At 60.8% G+C, this 16118-nt stretch carries 17 protein-coding genes; 2 read left to right on the forward strand and 15 right to left on the reverse strand.

Annotation, left to right across the window (positions count from 1 at the left end; translation table 11 throughout):
* The first annotated feature begins 44 nt into the window (after positions 1-44).
* Positions 45-1349: a nicotinate phosphoribosyltransferase gene (gene pncB / locus AC07UB_RS07285; RefSeq protein ID WP_492793229.1), complete on the forward strand. Its 1305-nt coding sequence runs from the start codon at positions 45-47 to the stop codon at positions 1347-1349.
* 41 nt (positions 1350-1390) lie between these two features.
* Here pncB and AC07UB_RS07290 read toward each other — a convergent pair whose 3' ends face one another.
* Both AC07UB_RS07290 and AC07UB_RS07295 read right to left on the reverse strand, forming a co-directional pair.
* Positions 1391-2950 (reverse strand): fused MFS/spermidine synthase, encoded by a 1560-nt coding sequence (locus AC07UB_RS07290; RefSeq protein ID WP_492793230.1) that lies wholly within the window; start codon positions 2948-2950, stop codon positions 1391-1393.
* Positions 2947-3567, reverse strand: a complete 621-nt coding sequence (locus tag AC07UB_RS07295; protein WP_492793231.1) for a fused MFS/spermidine synthase — start codon at positions 3565-3567, stop codon at positions 2947-2949. The genes AC07UB_RS07290 and AC07UB_RS07295 overlap by 4 nt, the downstream gene beginning before the upstream one ends.
* 208 nt (positions 3568-3775) lie before the next feature.
* On the opposite strand from AC07UB_RS07295, the gene AC07UB_RS07300 reads away from it, so the two are divergent.
* A complete protein-coding gene (locus AC07UB_RS07300) occupies positions 3776-4018 on the forward strand; it encodes a DUF6489 family protein (protein ID WP_492793232.1) in 243 nt (80 codons plus the stop codon).
* An 8-nt stretch (positions 4019-4026) separates the two neighbouring features.
* On the opposite strand, the gene AC07UB_RS07305 is transcribed toward AC07UB_RS07300, so the two are convergent.
* The 13 genes from AC07UB_RS07305 to AC07UB_RS07365 all read right to left on the reverse strand — a co-directional run bounded on the left by AC07UB_RS07305 (position 4027) and on the right by AC07UB_RS07365 (position 16118).
* Positions 4027-4686: a GntR family transcriptional regulator gene (locus tag AC07UB_RS07305; protein WP_492793261.1), complete on the reverse strand. Its 660-nt coding sequence runs from the start codon at positions 4684-4686 to the stop codon at positions 4027-4029.
* Between the two features lie 71 nt (positions 4687-4757).
* Positions 4758-5162 carry an oxalurate catabolism protein HpxZ gene (gene hpxZ / locus AC07UB_RS07310; RefSeq protein WP_492793233.1) on the reverse strand — a complete coding sequence of 135 codons (405 nt, stop codon included), beginning with the start codon at positions 5160-5162 and terminating at the stop codon, positions 4758-4760.
* Between the two features lie 2 nt (positions 5163-5164).
* A complete protein-coding gene (locus tag AC07UB_RS07315; protein WP_492793234.1) occupies positions 5165-6580 on the reverse strand; it encodes an AtzE family amidohydrolase in 1416 nt (471 codons plus the stop codon).
* The gene (locus tag AC07UB_RS07320) at positions 6570-6752 is read right to left on the reverse strand and encodes a DUF4089 domain-containing protein (protein ID WP_492793235.1); all 183 of its coding nucleotides are present in this window, start codon (positions 6750-6752) and stop codon (positions 6570-6572) included. Before AC07UB_RS07320 ends, AC07UB_RS07315 begins: the two co-directional genes overlap by 11 nt.
* Before the next feature lie 36 nt (positions 6753-6788).
* On the reverse strand, positions 6789-8501 hold the full coding sequence (locus AC07UB_RS07325; RefSeq protein WP_494651540.1) for a dipeptide ABC transporter ATP-binding protein: 1713 nt from the start codon (positions 8499-8501) through the stop codon (positions 6789-6791).
* Between the two features lie 2 nt (positions 8502-8503).
* Positions 8504-9403 (reverse strand): ABC transporter permease, encoded by a 900-nt coding sequence (locus AC07UB_RS07330; protein WP_492793237.1) that lies wholly within the window; start codon positions 9401-9403, stop codon positions 8504-8506.
* Positions 9400-10413 carry an ABC transporter permease gene (locus AC07UB_RS07335; protein ID WP_492793238.1) on the reverse strand — a complete coding sequence of 338 codons (1014 nt, stop codon included), beginning with the start codon at positions 10411-10413 and terminating at the stop codon, positions 9400-9402. Before AC07UB_RS07335 ends, AC07UB_RS07330 begins: the two co-directional genes overlap by 4 nt.
* Positions 10414-10434: 21 nt before the next feature.
* A complete protein-coding gene (locus AC07UB_RS07340; RefSeq protein WP_492793239.1) occupies positions 10435-12048 on the reverse strand; it encodes an ABC transporter substrate-binding protein in 1614 nt (537 codons plus the stop codon).
* A gap of 292 nt (positions 12049-12340) precedes the next feature.
* Entirely contained in the window at positions 12341-12931 is a 591-nt protein-coding gene (gene pcaG, locus AC07UB_RS07345; RefSeq protein ID WP_494651539.1) for a protocatechuate 3,4-dioxygenase subunit alpha, read from the reverse strand.
* Positions 12931-13632: a protocatechuate 3,4-dioxygenase subunit beta gene (pcaH, locus tag AC07UB_RS07350; protein ID WP_494651538.1), complete on the reverse strand. Its 702-nt coding sequence runs from the start codon at positions 13630-13632 to the stop codon at positions 12931-12933. The genes pcaG and pcaH overlap by 1 nt, the downstream gene beginning before the upstream one ends.
* Before the next feature lie 29 nt (positions 13633-13661).
* A complete protein-coding gene (locus AC07UB_RS07355) occupies positions 13662-14375 on the reverse strand; it encodes an ABC transporter ATP-binding protein (protein ID WP_492792600.1) in 714 nt (237 codons plus the stop codon).
* Positions 14356-15120 carry an ABC transporter ATP-binding protein gene (locus AC07UB_RS07360; protein ID WP_492792599.1) on the reverse strand — a complete coding sequence of 255 codons (765 nt, stop codon included), beginning with the start codon at positions 15118-15120 and terminating at the stop codon, positions 14356-14358. The genes AC07UB_RS07355 and AC07UB_RS07360 overlap by 20 nt, the downstream gene beginning before the upstream one ends.
* Entirely contained in the window at positions 15117-16118 is a 1002-nt protein-coding gene (locus AC07UB_RS07365) for a branched-chain amino acid ABC transporter permease (protein ID WP_492792598.1), read from the reverse strand. Before AC07UB_RS07365 ends, AC07UB_RS07360 begins: the two co-directional genes overlap by 4 nt.

Consider the following 16118-nt stretch of genomic DNA (forward strand, 5'->3'; position numbering starts at 1 on the left):
CATGGTGACTGGTTGCCCGCGAAGGAGCCGGATATGCTCCCACCATGGCCATTACAGACATCGCTTCGCGAACATACAACCACGGCTGGCGGCTCGACCCGATCGTGCGCAGCCTGCTCGACACCGATTTTTACAAGCTACTGATGCTTCAGATGATCCGGGAGTTTTATCCGGACGAGCATGTGACGTTTTCGGTGATCAACCGGACGCATCATGTCCGCCTTGGCGAAGTGATCGATGAGGCAGAGCTTCGTGCCCAGCTCGACCACGCCCGCACGGTTCGCTTTTCAAAGAAGGAACTGATCTGGCTTGCGGGTAACACGTTCTACGGCAAGACCCAGATGTTTTCGCCGGACTTCATCAGCTGGCTCGCGACATTCCAGCTTCCGGAATATGAGTTGCGTACGGTCGACGGCCAGTACGAGTTGCATTTCCACGGGCCCTGGACGCACACCACCATGTGGGAAATCCCGGCGCTCGCCATCATCAACGAATTGCGCTCGCGGCAAGCCATGAAGGGACAGGGGCGATTCGTGCTCGACGTTCTCTATGCCCGCGCCAAGGCGAAGCTGTGGACCAAGGTCGAGCGTCTGCGCAAACTCGATGGTCTGCGGCTGTCGGATTTCGGGACGCGGCGCCGGCACGGCTTCCTCTGGCAGCGCTGGTGCGTCGAAGCCGTCAAGGAAGGATTGGGCCCGGCGTTCACTGGAACGTCCAACGTTCTGCTGGCGATGGACAACGACCTGGAAGCTATCGGCACCAACGCGCACGAGTTGCCGATGGTGGCGGCCGCGCTGGCGAACAGCGATCAGGAATTGCAGCGCGCGCCCTACCTGATCCTCGATCAGTGGCGTCACACCTACGACGGAAATCTTTTGATTGCGCTGCCCGACGCATTCGGCACCAAGGCATTTCTGCGCGATGCACCCGAATGGGTCGCCGACTGGACCGGTTTTCGTCCCGACAGCGCGCCGCCTATCGCCGCCGGCGAGGAAATTATCAAGTGGTGGAAGGAAAAGGGGCGCGACCCAAAAGAAAAACTTCTGGTTTTCTCGGACGGCATGGACGTGGGATCGATCGAGGAAGCACATCGGCATTTTTCCGGGCGCGTGAGGACTAGTTTCGGCTGGGGAACGAATCTCACGAACGACTTTGTGGGATGCGCGCCGGACGGCACCGCCGACCTCGATCCGATCTCGCTGGTCTGCAAGGTGACGGCGGTCAACGGGCGGCCCGCCGTGAAGCTTTCAGATAATCCCGAGAAGGCGACGGGCCAGCCCGACGAGATTGCGCGTTATCTGCGCGTCTTCGGAAACGCAGGCCGTGTGCGCGCGGCGGTTCATGTCTGACGCAGCCGAAGGCATGAACGACGGCGAACGTTTCGCTGGAGCTATCGCGAAGAAACCGAGCAGACCGGCCTGCCTGCAAGCAGCCGGTCGACCGGCGTCCAGTCGTCTGTCAGCAACGCCGCACAGGCCAGCGGCCAGCTTTCGCGATAATTCCGGACGTCGGTGCGTCGCCAGACCATCTGGCGCGAAACCGGCGGCTGGTTTGCTCCCAATGCCGTTGCGGCAACGGAAAGCTCGTCGGGACGGAATGCGAGAGCCGGATTCTTCCACGCCGCGACCACAACGTTGGTCGTCTCCTCGCGATCATCGACCATAGTCCAGATGTCCACCGCCGGAAAGCTCTGCGCCAACGTCCTTGCTACGCTAAGCGCGAGCAGAGGCGTCGCTGTCCGGTCGATGATGTTCGACAAGAATACGCCTTGCGCCGTCAGCCGGCCTGCAACCTCCGCATTGAATTCGGCAGTCACGAGATGCGGCGGCACGCTTTTGGTCCGGTAGGCATCCATCAGAATCACGTCGTAAAAATCCGCCTGCGGCAAGCTTCGCAGAATCGCTCGGCCGTCGCCGAGAACGGTTTGCAGGTTTGGCAGACCGCCAGCCCACATCGCATCGACGGCCAGGGCGGCGACTGTCGCATCGAGTTCGGCGACGGTGACCTGCGATGCCGGCGACGCCGCCGCCCACGCACGGGGCAAGGTCGCCCCGCCTCCGCCGATCACCAACGCGCGCGGTTGGCCAGATGCTGCGAAAGCTGCCCTGGCAAGGCGATCCGAAAGCGCGGCATAACCGAAGTGCAGCCGGGCGGGATTGTCCCGGTCCGATGCGCTGTGAATGCCCTCGTCCAATTCCATCAGTCGCACCAATCCGCCGTCGGGAAGTGCCTTGTCGATCAGCTGGATGCAGGTGTACCGCGACTCCACGAGACATGGACTGTAGGGACGCACGGCGGCCAGCGCGGCGATCGCTGCGACCACTGCAACAGCCGCAAGTCTTCGGTGGGTTACGGTCAGGCCGCACGACGGCATCACCATCAGCGCAATCAGCAGCCAGAGACAGCCGACCAGCCTCATGCCCCCGACCCCACCCACCGTCTCCAGAAGAAAGAAACCTGCGGCCGCGCTGCCAACGACGCTGCCGATCGCCGAAGCGGCGTAAATCGCACCGACCATCCGCGGAACGATAATATCGGGCATGACAAGCGCAATGCGCACCGCAAGCGGTGCGCAGAACCCCGCAGCGAAGCTCGCCGGCAAGACCAGCGCGGAAATCGCCAGAACGGTCATGGTGTCCGATCCGCCGTCCTTGAAAAGCGCCGATGCGATCGGGCCGGCGAACGCCGGCGCAATCAGTGCGCAAAGGCCAGCCGCCAGCCACGCGACGGCAAGCATGATACGCAGGCGGTGCATACTGGCCGCAGCACCCCCGACCAGGCCGCCACAAAAATGTCCTGCCGTCATTCCGAGCAACACGCTTGCAATCGCCGCCGACCACGGCAGCAACGATTGCCCGACATAAGGCGCGCCGATCCTGACAATGATAATCTCGACGGCGAGCGCCGCGGCAGCCGACAACAGAACGCCGACCGGCAAGGCATACTTCATCGAACTGTCGCCTCACGCTTGCGCATGACCACGCTCAGAATAGCGAGAAGCACGCCGGTCGCGACCGAGAGAACACCAACGGCCAACATCGTGCCGCGCACGCCGAACGTGTCGAGCAGCAGCCACAACACTGTAAGAACGCCCAGCACGCTTCCTGCCGCGCCCGCAGCATAGATCAATCCGACAACCAGACCGCGCCTGCTCGCAATGGCAATGGCACCCGTCATCAGCAGCGGCGTCACGATTCCGTACAGCAGACCGGCAGGAATACAGGGCAGTCCCGCTAACAGCACGATCCGCCATAACGCGGTGGGCGCAGGGGCCAACACGACCCCGTTGAAGTACGCGATAATCATCGGCGCAAACGCCACATAGACGCCGGCGCCGATCGCGGCTGACGACGCCAGTCCAAACATGCGCGACAGCGATGCACCGGTCGCGGTCCAACCGCCGATCTGGTGGCCGAGCGCCAAGGCGAGCAGAAAGGCTGAAATAATGGCGGTCCATGTGTCGATCGACATTCCAGCATACGGCGCGACCAGCCGCGTCACCGCGACCTCAAACGCCAGCGCGCAGAAGGCAGTCAGGCTTTCCGCGAGAAACAGCACGATCATCATGAAATGCGGTTAGGACCTCGATGGAGATCGACATTAAAGAGGGTTGAGCCCGATTATAACCCTTTCCGGAGAATACGGCGGTTCATGCGATGACCGGTCGCACCCAGCGCTATAGTCGCGCCGGGCGATTTCCATTTTGAGAGCGTCGCATGTAGATTGGTTCAACGCCGCAACGAGGCAACACGCCGTGCCACCAGGGGGACAAACCGTGAAGATCACTGTCAATATCGACTGCACGCCGCTTGAGGCACGCGAATTTCTCGGACTTCCGAACATTCAGCCGATGCAGGAGCGCGCCATGAAGCAGATGGAGGACACACTGCTTTCCGCCGTGTCCGGCATGGCGCCCGACGCGATCCTGCGGAACTGGATGTCGTTCAATCCCGAAAAATTCGCTGATATGTTCAAAATGTTCGGAATGCCCGGCGGAAGCGACACTTCCAAGAAATAAGACGAAATCTACAACGACACCGCGTAGACTTCGTATTCCTCACGAACTGTTTCAATGTGATCCCGCATCGCGCTTGCAGCGCCCATCTTGTCTCCGCGCATGATGGCGATCACAACCCTGTCGTGCTCCACGTAGGATTTCGCAAGACGGCCGAGATTCCGGAATTGCGCGCGCCGGAACGGCTGCACGCGCACCCGCGTCGCCAGGGTCATGTCGGCGACATAGCCGTTTTGCGATCCGGCATATATCGCGTTGTGAAAAGCTTCATTCGCCTCGTGAAAGAGCTGCGGATTGCCTTCATAACTCAGCAGCCGCAGCCGCTCGTGCAAACCTTCAAGCTCGTGTCGCTGGCCGACGGGCATGCGTTCCGCGGCAAGCCCGGCACACAGAGCCTCAAGTTCGGCCATGGCTTCGAACATGGCATTAAGCTGTTCGATGGTTGGGCGCGCAACAACCGCGCCCCGATGTGGGCGGGAATCGACAAGGCCGCTGGCGACAAGTTGCCGGAGCGCCTCACGCACTGGCGTGCGCGATACATTGAAGCGCCGCGCGATGTCGGATTCGTCAAGCGAAGAGCCTGGCTCAAGCGCGCCACGCACGATGTCGTCGGCAAGCTGCAATCGCAACTCCTCGGCAAGCGTGCGCCTTCCAGCTACGCCCCTCCCCAGCGTTGACGTCGCGCCTGATTCATTTGTGCCCGGATTCTCAGCCAATCCGCGCGATGATCCGGGCTCAAAGATCATGGCTTTTCGTTCGCAGGCGCGTCGATGAGGCTGACATGGGCGGCGACGATCCGCCAACCCTCTGCCACGCGAATCCACATCTGCATCTGCCGTCCGACCCTGCCGGGCGATAATGTCCGATGAAACAACGTCGAGGCAACAGCGGTATCGCGGCCATACGCCGTGATGACGGTCTTCGTCAATTCGCGCATCAATCCTGCAGGGCTGCGCGCGGCGCGAAACGCCGCGATGGCATCGTAACCGTAAAGATTTTCGCCGATACCATAGCGGATCGTTCTGGCATCCTTGTGAAACAGCGCATCGAGCGCTGCGACATCATTTGACGTCAGCGCTTTTTCGTAAGCCGCGAAGGCTGTTCTGACTTCGGCAACGACATCCGGCAGATCGATTTCGGTCGGCATCTTCAAAATCCTTTTGGCCGCGGCGCGTAAACCACGCCGGCCTGTTCAAGCGTATAAGCGACACGCAAGGCTATATCCTCACGCCACGGCGCTGCAATCACCTGCACACCAATCGGCATCGAGTTCAGCGGAACCGGCACGGCAACCACCGGAAGCCCGATGAAGGAAATCGGCTGGGTGTGTATTCCAATGTTCGCCCGAACCGGCAGTTCGACGCCGCCCAGCACGAACGTCGCCTGGCCGAGTTTCGGCGCAACACATGGCGTGGCGGGTGCCAGAACGACATCGACGGTTTTGAAAAGCTCCAGCACCTGCGCGCGATACCAGCGGCGGAACTTCTGCGCGCGATCCACGAACGGCGCCGGGATCATCGCTCCCGCCAAAAGCCTGTCGCGCACCGCCGGGTCGAAATCGTTCGGCCGCGTGCGCAGCCGGTCGAGATGCAGCGAAGCCCCTTCGCAGGTCGAAATGACATAGGCTGCCGCCCGCGCCCTCACCGCTTCCGGAATTTCGACCTCGCGCGTTACGGACAGCGCCTCGGCGACGCGCGCCATTGCCTCCTGGGCTTCGGGAAGGACATTCTCCCTGAAGTATCCGCCCGCGACGCCGATGCGCAGATTACCAATCCCAAGCTCAAGCGACGAGGTGGCCGGCTCGATGGGGCGATTGGTACATGCGGCATCGTCCGCATCCGGTCCCTGCATCACGTCGTAAGCCAGTGCGAGATCGCGCGTCGTTCGTGCGAAAGGGCCAACATGATCGAAGCTCGTGACGAACGGAAACGATCGTGCTCGCGACAGCCTGCCATAAGTGGGCTTCAGCCCGAAAATGCCGCAGAACGACGACGGCACGCGAATCGAACCGTTGGTGTCTGACCCCAGCGTCAACGGCACGAGACCGCCGCCGACCGCGGCACCCGAACCTCCGGACGAGCCGCCGGTTATGCGCGTCAAATCGTGTGGATTGCGCGATGGACCATCGTGGATATTCTCGCCAGTGAAATCATAGGCGTATTCGCCCATATTGAGCGCGCCGACCAGCACCGCCCCCGCGGCTTCCAATCGCTCGATCAACGTCGCGTCTCGCTCTGAGGGAACGCGCTGACGGTTGATTTTCGAGCCCGCCCGGGTCGGCAAGCCTGCAACGTCGAAAAGATTCTTAACCGCGAACGGCACACCGGCCAGTGGTCCCACCTTGCCGCCACCCGCAATCGCGGCATCGATTTTTGCGGCACGCGCACGCGCGCGATCCGCAACCACGTCGGTGAAAGCGTTCAACTTGCCGTCGTTTGCAGCAATGCGCACAAGCGCGCCGTTCGTGACATCGAGCGCCGATATCTTGCGCGCGGATACCGCATCGGCAATCGCCGACGCCGAGGACCAATCCATACCGGACGATATGATGCTATCAGGCTTCATAGATGCTCGCTGGTTCGATTTCGTCGGGCAGCGGGAATTCCTGCACCAGACGCGCCATCTTCAGGGTCGTGTCGAGATTGACACGCACCGCGGGTTTCCATTCCCCCTCGATGGATAACGCAAGAACCTCGGCAACAGTATCGATATAGATATCCAGCGGATCGTTCGGCATGCGCGTCTCTGTGTGCGTAGCGGCGATAACTCGGTCTCAATGCGCGGTAAGCGGTGGATGCGGGATCGCCGACAACAATTCGCGGGTGTAGGCATCCTGCGGCGCATCCAGCACCTTTTTCGTTTCGCCCTGTTCGACGATTCGTCCGCTTCGCATCACAATGACGCGATCGCACAAAAGCCGCACCACATTCAAATCGTGTGACACAAACAGATAGCTCATTCCCATCGACTGCTTGAGATCCTGCAGCAAATTCAGCACCACCGCCTGCACCGAGACATCGAGCGCCGCAGTCGGCTCGTCGAGAATGATGAGGTCGGGTTTCAGCGCAATCGCCCGCGCAATGCCCACACGTGCTTTCTGGCCGCCGGACATCTGATGCGGGAAACGATCCAACAGCGACAACGGCAAGCCGACCTGCTTCGCCAGTTCTTCGCATCGCGCGCGCAACGCAGCACTTCCCTTGATATCGCCAAGCTGCATGATCGGATCGGCGACAGCGCGCGCTGCCGTAAATCGGGGATTGAGGCTGTCGGTCGGGTCCTGAAACACCATCTGGATTCGCTTGCGCAGCGGCAGCCGCGCGAAAGCGTTCGGAGCGATCTCGCCAATGTCCTCGCCGTCGAACACGATGCGGCCCGAAGTCTGCCCCAGCAACCGCATCACCATCATCGATGTGGTGGATTTCCCGCACCCCGACTCGCCGACAAGCCCGACACTTTCCCCCCGCGCCACCGAGAAGCTGATGCCATCGACCGCGCGGAACTGCTCAGGCTCCACCGGAGGCTTGCGCCCGAACAGTGCCGCCAGCGTTTTTGATGCACCCTGGCGCGGATATTCCTTGATCAGTTTTTCGACGACAAGAAGCGGCGTCTCTGCCTGTACAGCCGGAGCGATGGAGAGGGACGCAGGCAAAGCTGCCCTGTCCTCGTCCGACAGCAGGTCTCGCAACGAGACTCCGAGTCTCGGCGTCGCGCGCATCAGCTTACGCGTATAGGGATGTTCGGGGTTGGCGAAGATATCTTTTGAAAGCGCCGTCTCGACAACATTTCCCTTCTCCATCACCACGACGCGGTCACAATAAGCCGCCGCGAGGCCGAGATCGTGGGTGATGAGAATGGTGGACATGCCGCGGCTTTTGGTCAGCTCCACGATCAGGTCCATCACCGCCTTCTGCGTGGTGACATCCAGACCCGTGGTCGGCTCGTCGGCAATCAAGAGTTGCGGATTACACGCAAGCGCCAGCGCAATGACGACGCGCTGGCACATGCCCCCGGACAGCTCAAAAGGATAAGCATGATAGCGCTCACGCGGGCGGGCGATCCTCACCTGCTCCAGCGCCTCGATTGCCTTTTCGCCGCGGTCGTTCGATGTCGATTGTACATGCTGGCGCAGCACATCCTCGATCTGGTCGCCAACCTTACGGATCGGGTTGAGCGCGGCGCGTGGATTCTGGAAGATCATCGAGATTTCACGACCTCGCAGGTCGCGCATCGCGTTCTCGGATGCGTTTTGGACATCGATACCGGAGAACATGATCGATCCGTCGGCGATCTTGCCGGCGCGATCGAGAATCCGCATCACCGCATAGGATGTTACGGACTTCCCGGAACCGGATTCGCCGACGATACCCAGCGTTTCGCCTTTCGCCACGCTGACATTGACATGCTGGATCGCGCGCACGATGCCGCGTCGGGTGGCGAATTCTACGGTAAGATTTCTGACGTCCAGCAGTGGAGTTGCGGTCATCGTTACGTCCTCCGCTGCGGATCGACAATGTCGCGCAGACCGTCGCCGAGCAGATTAAAGCAAAACACCGCGATCATCAGTGCCAGCCCCGGGAAGAACGCGATCCACCATTCACCCGACACCATAAAGGTCGCACCTTCCGCGACCATGATACCCCACTCTGCCGTCGGCGGCCGCACGCCGAGACCGATGAACGACAGTCCGGCGGCATTAAGGATGGCGTACCCCATGGTCAGCGACATCTGCACGATCATGATCGGCATGATGTTCGGCAGGATGTGCCCGAGCAGAATGCGATACTCCCCGTTGCCGGACAGGCGCGCGGCCTGCACGAAGCCCGCATCGCGGCGGACATTGGCCTCGGCGCGCGCGACACGCACGTAAAGCGGGAAATTCACGATGGCTGTGGCGATGATGATGTTCTGCACGGTATTGCCGAGCGCCGCAACGATGCCCATCGCCAGCACGAACAGCGGGAATGCCATGATGGTGTCGGCAATGCGTCCGACGATGCGGTCGGTCCAGCCGCCGAAATAACCTGCCGCGATGCCGGCAATGCCGCCCATGAAGAACACCAGCACCACCGACGCCGCGGCAATAAAGAAATCCAGCCGGGTCGCGACCACGACACGACTCAGAATATCGCGACCGAGCTGGTCCGTGCCGAACCAATGCGCCGCCGACGGCGGCTTCAGCGCCTGCGCGGTATTGCTGGCGAGCGGGTCATAAGGAACGACCCAGGGTCCAAAGATTGCCAGGAAAATGATGAGAACCAGCAATCCAAATGCAAACGCCGTGACGAGATTTTCGCCAAGAATGTAGCGCGCATGCAGAAGCGTCGCCTTAAATCCGGAGGCTTGAGGCACCGGCACAGCTTCGGCAACAGGTGCGATAGTGCTCATCCTTCCAGCCTCACGCGCGGGTCGATAACGCCATAAAGAATGTCGATGACCAGATTAAGCAGTACGTACATCACCGCCATGGTCAGCACGAAGCCTTGCACGGGTGCGAAATCTGAAGAGATCAGCGCCTCGACTGCGTAGGAGCCGATGCCCGGCCAGGCGAATACCTTTTCCACCAGCACGTTCGCGCCGAGCAGGAACGAGAATACCATGCTGAGCGTGGTGATGACGGGAAGCATTGCGTTCCGGAACGCATAGGTGACGATCACCTTCCCCGGCGATAATCCACTGGCGCGCGCGGTGCGGACGAAGTCGGATGCCAGCACCGCCAGCATCGAGGCTCGCGTCATGCGCGCGATCGGCGCCAGCGAGAAGATCGCCAGCGTCAGTGCGGGCAGAATGAGCTGGTTGAATGCCGAGCGGAAGGTCTCAAAATTCCGCGCGATCAGGCTGTCGATCAGATAGAAACCCGTGACACTCGGCGGCGCACTGGCGAACACGTCGAGCCGCCCGAGCGGGGCCGGTGACCAGCCGAGCTTGAAGTAGAACACATAAACGAGCACCAGCCCGGTAAAGAACACCGGCAGCGAGACGCCGGCGGTCGTCAGCACTCGACACAGATGATCGATCCACGAGCCCGGCCGGGTCGCGGCAAGGATGCCGAGCGGTATCGCGATCGCCACCGCGATCAGCAATCCGATCAGCGTCAGTTCCGCCGACGCAGGCAGACGATTGCGGATTTCAGTCGCCACCGGCTGCCCGGTGGTGAGCGAATTGCCGAAGTCGCCTTTCGACAGATCCACGGTGTAGCGCACGAATTGCTCGATCAGTGGCTTGTCTAACCCGAGCTTCTTGCGGATCTGCTCGACGGCATCCTTGGTCGCCGCAGGCCCGGCGAAATATGCAGCCGGATCGCCCGGCAGCGCGCGCGTCAGAAGAAACGTAACGATCACGACCCCGATCAAACTCGGGATCGCGAACGCCAGTCTTTTGCCGATCATGCCGAGCATGAAACGCTCCCGCCCCTGCCGTTACGCTTTCACAAGCGCGCGATAGTCGAGACGGCGGTGGAACCAGTACTGATAGCCCGAGACGTTTTTCTGCATCGCGACGTTGACGTAAGGCTGGAACAGCGGAATGCGCGGAATGTCGGCGTAGGCGAGATCGACGAAGCCCTTCACGTCCTTGTCGTAGGTCGGCTTGTCGCCTATCGCAGCGGCAGTCACTGACCCGTCGATGAAGCCATCCATCTCCGCAGACTGATAGCTCATCGTGTTGAAGACGGAATTCTTTCCGCTGTAACACCAGATGAAGAAATATTCGGGATAGTCGAGCCAGCCCGAAAACACGTTGGTGTAAAGCGGCAGAACCTTTTTGTTCAGTTCGGTGCGCCAGTTGGCCCCGGGGATTTTATTGATGGTTGTCTTGATGCCGATCTGTCCGAGGCTCTCCTGCACAAGAATGCAAAGAGGCTCGTTGACGCCGGCGAAGCCGAGATCGAACGACAGCGTCGTCTCGAACCCGTTGGGATAACCGGCCTCGGCGAGCAGCGCCTTGGCTTTCGCAATGTCGGTGTTGAACTTGTGCGGCTGCGGCCATGCTACTTCGGTCGCGCCGTTACCGCCGAACATCGGCTTGGCGAGGCCGAACAGCACCGCATCCATGATCTTCTGGTACGGCAGCGCGTAAGCCACTGCCTGACGCACCTTGGGGTTGTCGAACGGCGGATTCTTGACGTTCATTCCGATGTACTGGACTCCGTTGGAGTAAGGCGTCGAAACAATGTTAAGCTTGCCGGAGTCCTTCAGTTCAACGAAGTCCTTGTTCGGCAGATCATAGGAGATGTCGGCGTCGCCCCGCTCCAGCAGCGCGCGCCGATTGCCGGATTGCGGCACCATGCGCCAGATCACGCGCTTGATCTTCGGCATCGGGCCGCCGACCCAATTGTCGTTGCGCTCCATCACGACTTCAGTGCCAGCGGTCCAGCTCTTGACCTGATAGGCGCCAGAGCCCGCCGTGTTCTGCTTGGTATATTCGAGACCCCACGGATCCTTTTCGGTGGCACTTTTCTTGACCAGCTCGGAGTTGACGACGCAGGGTACGATCACCCCGAGATCGGGTATCGTCAGGCGATCCTTCTTGGCGAAATCCACACGCACGGTGTGGTCATCGACCACGACGAACTGTTCCGGCTTGGTCAGCGAGCCGGCGGCCATCTGGAAGGTGGGAAAGCCGCCGACACTGACGGCGCGATCCAGCGACCATTTCACGTCCTTCGCCGTCACCGGCGTACCGTCGTGGAAAGTCGCCTTCCTCTTCAGCTTGAATGTCGTCGACATGTCACCGACGCTCATGTCTTCGGCGAGTTCGGGTTTGAATTTGTCGCGGTCGTAATACGGCACGCCGTTGGCGCCGGTTTTCATCTCATGGGTAATGAGACGGTCGTAACAATTCCACGACACCTCGTAGCCCGGGACGTTGGTGCCGACGCCATGAATGTCGAGATTGTTCGGACCGCTTTCCGAAACGATCAGCAGCGTTTCGGAACGGGCGTCAGCCTTGGCGGCCGACCAGATCGCCGGCCCCGGTATCGCCGCACCTGCCGCGGCCCCGGTGACAGTTTTCAAAAAATCGCGACGCTTCATGATGCTCTCCAACGCGTTCAGACTTCGTTGGAGAAGGCATCGCAAGCATCGTGCCAAACCCTAAGGGATCATTAAAAATATGAATAACTACCTGAAGTCTCGAGCCTTTCCGATGCATTTCAGACGCATGCCGACATGCGTGGCTCGCGCGTCCATTGCATACAAAGACAGGCATTTGCATAATTTTTATGCTGTATTTTTCGATGCTTAAATCTCACCCACACGTCGCCGGCGCACAAACGCGATCAGCGAAAGCGGCGTGTTACCTTTCGCCGAAGATCGGGCGAAAACCTCACAGGTCGAAGAACACCGTTTCCCTGTCGCCCTGGAGATGGACGTCGAAGCGGTAAGTCACAGGCTCGCCCGGCTCGCGCGTCGCAACCAGTGTGGCGCGGCGATCCGCCGGCACCAGCGCCAGGATCGGATCCGCCGCATTGGCAGCATCCTGATCCCCGAAATAGATCCGCGTGAGCGCCTGCTGGGTCATGCCGCGCGCAAACACCGCCAGAAGAACATGGGGCGCCTGCGGCTTCCCGCCGGGTCCAGGCACCGAGCCGGGCCGGATGGTCTGAAACGTAAAGCCGCCGTCGGTGTCCGTGCCGCAACGGCCGAAACCTCTGAACGCCGTATTCGGCACGGCCCGCGCATCCTGCGGATCGGCAAAGCGTCCCTGCGCATCGGCCTGCCAGATCTCGAGCATGGCATCCGGCATCGCCTTGCCGTCGCCATCCAGCACCCGACCGTCAATCCGGATACGCTCGCCAGATACATCCGAGGTCACCAGATCGCTACTGAACGCGTCATTCCATTGGTAGTCGTCGCCCGGTGTCAGACCATACTTGAAATACGGGCCGACGGTCTGCGACGGAGTAATCTTGCTCATCAGTCGTTATCCAGCGGTGTGGCGTTGCGTCCGCGCAAGACGATGTCGAAGCGATAGCACAGCGCCCAGTCGGGCTTGGTGTTTTCGAGGTCGAAGCTCGACACCATCCGCATGCGTGCGTTCTCGTCGGTCACCGAATTGAAAATCGGATCGTAGGCGAACAGCGGATCGCCGGGAAAATACATCTGCGTCACGATGCGCGAGATGAACGAATGGCCAAACACCGAGAAATGGATATGGGCCGGTCGCCATGCGTTATGATGATTGCCCCACGGATACGCGCCCGGCTTGATGGTGACGAACCTGTAGTAACCTTCTGCATCGGTCTGCGCGCGGCCAGCGCCTGTGAAGTTCGGATCGATCGGCGCCGGATGCTGGTCCACAGCGTGGATGTAACGCCCACAGGCATTGGCCTGCCAGACTTCCAGCAGCGTGTTGGGGACGCCGCGGCCATCTTCATCGCGCACATGACCATGAACGATGATGCGCTCGCCGAGCGGCTCTCCGGCGTGCTGGATCGTGAGATCGTTGTCGTTCTCGCGCACGGTCTCATGGCCGTACACCGGCCCGGTCAACTCCGACAGCGTATGCGGGACGATCACCAGCGGCTTGGTCGGCGAACGCTTGACCGTGCTCTTGTAGTCAGGCGACAGCCGCGGCGCGTGCGCGAGATTGCTCTCGCGCGGATAGATCAAAGTCATCGGTTGTCCTCCCGCATCGCAGCGCTCGATCAGTGGATTCCCACACCAAGCAGCTTGTTTACCAGAGGCCGGTCGGACTTCAACTCCTCGGATAGCCCTTCCCAGACCGCGCGCCCGCGTTCAACCACCATAACGCGGTCCGCGAAATTCAGCGCGCGCTCGATCTGCTGTTCGACCAAAACAATGGTCATATCGCCGCTGGTGGCAAGCAGGGAAATCGTTTCCATCAACTGGTCGCAGATCACCGGTGCGAGGCCCTCAAGCGGTTCATCCAACAGCAGGATCGACGGCTTGCCCAGGAGGGTCCGCGCCATCGCAAGCATTTGCTGCTCGCCTCCCGACAATTGCATCCCGAAATGACGCCGCCGCTCCGCCAGCCGCGGAAACATGTCGTACATCTCTGAGATCGCGCTGCGTTCCCGCTGCTTGAGACCGGTTGAGAGATTCTCTTCGACAGTCAAAGACCGGAAAATATCGCGGGTCTGCGGCACGTATCCCATCCCGCGCAACGCGCGCACCGATGTCCGTAATCCGCTGATGTCCTCCCCATCGGCGAGAATGCATCCATGATGCTGCGTCGAAAGCCCCATCAGCGTCGCAAGAAGTGTCGTTTTCCCGACCCCGTTGCGCCCGAGAATCGCGAGACGCCCGCCAGCCGGAACGTCGAACGACATCTCCGAGACGATCTGCGTCGGGCCATAGCCCGCGCTCAAATGCTGCACTTCAAGCCGTGCGGCTGGCATCGGCGTAACTCCCCAGATAGGCGCGGCGCACTTCATCGTCTTTCGTGACGTCCGCCGGACTGCCCTCAAAGATCAGGCGACCGTTCGCCAGCACGAGCACGCGCTTGGCGAACCTGAAAACGAGGTCCATGTCGTGATCGATCATGAGAACTGCGATGTCGGACGGCAGGCGATTGATCGCCTCCAGAATCTTCGGTGCTTCATCGTGCGGAACGCCGGCGGCCGGCTCGTCGAGCAGCAGAACTTTCGGCGTCAGCGCGAGGCCGATCGCAAGATCGAGCAAGCGCTGCTGCCCATAGGCAAGTTCCGAGACGGGAAAATGATAGAGATGCGCAATCCCCAGCATGCCGAGGATATGCATCCACTCTTCGCGCACCTCGGGCACGAAGGTCCCCGGTGAAAAGAAGCGGCGCGTGATGCCTTTACGCTGCATGACCGCAAGCGCGACATTCTCCGCCACGGTCAGACTGGTGAACAGCCGCGTGATCTGAAACGTCCGCGCCAGTCCCTTGCGGACACGTCCCGGGATCGAAACCGCCGTCAGATCTTCTCCCTCGAACAGAATTTGGCCATCCGATGGAGCGAGATCGCCGGAGATAACGTTGACAAGCGTGGTCTTGCCCGCACCGTTCGGACCGATCAGCGCCACGCGGTCGCCTTTGCCGAGGCTGAACGACACGTCGCGATTGACGTGGAGTCCGCCGAAAGACCTGGAAAGATTCCGCAACTCGAGCAGCGGGCTCATCGGCGTGACCTCCGCCGCGAGAGCGCATCCCAGAGCGTGACGACGCCATGTCCAAGGCCCCGCGGGGCAAAAATAACAATGACGATCAGAAGCAAGCCAACCAGCGTCATCCAGTGGAACGGATTTGCGGCCGAGACGATGTGCTCGAAGATCTGGAAAATCACCGCGCCGGCCAATGCACCCCACAGATTTCCCGCGCCACCCAGCACCAGCATGACCAGCACTTCGGCGGATCGCTCAAAGCTCACGCTATCCAGTCCCACCACACCCGTATTGATCGCCATCAGCGCACCACCAAGCCCCGCGACCACACCCGACACGCCGTACATGATCACAAGTCTTGGATAGGCCGACGCGCCGATCATCAGCGCACGCAGGCTGTCGTCCTTGATGCCGCGGCATAACAAGCCGAACGGCGACCGAACGAAACGCAGCAACAGCGTCATGACGATCGCGAGCGTCACCAGCGAAAAGACGTATGATGTGCGGCTGTACATATCGAACGAGAACACCCCGAATATCGGCGCGGGCGTTATCCCGGACAAGCCGTCGCTGCCGCCGGTCCACGACGCCAGCTTGTTCGCGAGCGAACTGACGAGTTGGCCGATGGCGATGGAAAGAACGAGTTGTGGCAATCCCTGAAAGCGCGTGATGAGCGCACCGGAAATGAGACCCATGCAGGTGCCGGTAAAAGCCCCGATCGCCAACAGCATCAGCGGGTTTGTGACCCCGGCGATGCAGGCATTTCCCACGGCATAAGCGCTGACGCCGAAGAGTGCAGCGTGGCCCAGCGTGGCGACGCCGCAATAGCCCGTGACCAGATCGAGCGACAGAACAAGGAACGTGATGCTGATGAGGCGCGTCAGAAACGCAAGATCGTCAGGAAATGCGAAATAGCCAATCGCTCCCACGACCGCGACCGTCAACAGTCCATAGGCTTCCGCCTGGAACGGAATTCCCTGCCGCGGGACGTCGGATTTGATGATCTGTTCGGTCAT

The sequence above is a fragment of the Afipia sp. GW821-FHT04G03 genome, assembly GCF_059419985.1.

Coding starts and splice junctions, on each gene's coding strand:
- AC07UB_RS07325 (WP_494651540.1), bottom strand. CDS start 8,501: ATGACCGCAACTCCACTGCTGGACGTCAGAAATCTTACCGTAGAATTC.
- AC07UB_RS07290 (WP_492793230.1), bottom strand. CDS start 2,950: ATGAAGTATGCCTTGCCGGTCGGCGTTCTGTTGTCGGCTGCCGCGGCG.
- AC07UB_RS07335 (WP_492793238.1), bottom strand. CDS start 10,413: ATGCTCGGCATGATCGGCAAAAGACTGGCGTTCGCGATCCCGAGTTTG.
- hpxZ (WP_492793233.1), bottom strand. CDS start 5,162: ATGCCGACCGAAATCGATCTGCCGGATGTCGTTGCCGAAGTCAGAACA.
- AC07UB_RS07355 (WP_492792600.1), bottom strand. CDS start 14,375: ATGCCAGCCGCACGGCTTGAAGTGCAGCATTTGAGCGCGGGCTATGGC.
- AC07UB_RS07295 (WP_492793231.1), bottom strand. CDS start 3,567: ATGATGATCGTGCTGTTTCTCGCGGAAAGCCTGACTGCCTTCTGCGCG.
- AC07UB_RS07340 (WP_492793239.1), bottom strand. CDS start 12,048: ATGAAGCGTCGCGATTTTTTGAAAACTGTCACCGGGGCCGCGGCAGGT.
- pcaG (WP_494651539.1), bottom strand. CDS start 12,931: ATGAGCAAGATTACTCCGTCGCAGACCGTCGGCCCGTATTTCAAGTAT.
- AC07UB_RS07315 (WP_492793234.1), bottom strand. CDS start 6,580: ATGAAGCCTGATAGCATCATATCGTCCGGTATGGATTGGTCCTCGGCG.
- AC07UB_RS07320 (WP_492793235.1), bottom strand. CDS start 6,752: ATGCCGAACGATCCGCTGGATATCTATATCGATACTGTTGCCGAGGTT.
- pncB (WP_492793229.1), top strand. CDS start 45: ATGGCCATTACAGACATCGCTTCGCGAACATACAACCACGGCTGGCGG.
- AC07UB_RS07360 (WP_492792599.1), bottom strand. CDS start 15,120: ATGAGCCCGCTGCTCGAGTTGCGGAATCTTTCCAGGTCTTTCGGCGGA.
- pcaH (WP_494651538.1), bottom strand. CDS start 13,632: ATGACTTTGATCTATCCGCGCGAGAGCAATCTCGCGCACGCGCCGCGG.
- AC07UB_RS07365 (WP_492792598.1), bottom strand. CDS start 16,118: ATGACCGAACAGATCATCAAATCCGACGTCCCGCGGCAGGGAATTCCG.
- AC07UB_RS07330 (WP_492793237.1), bottom strand. CDS start 9,403: ATGAGCACTATCGCACCTGTTGCCGAAGCTGTGCCGGTGCCTCAAGCC.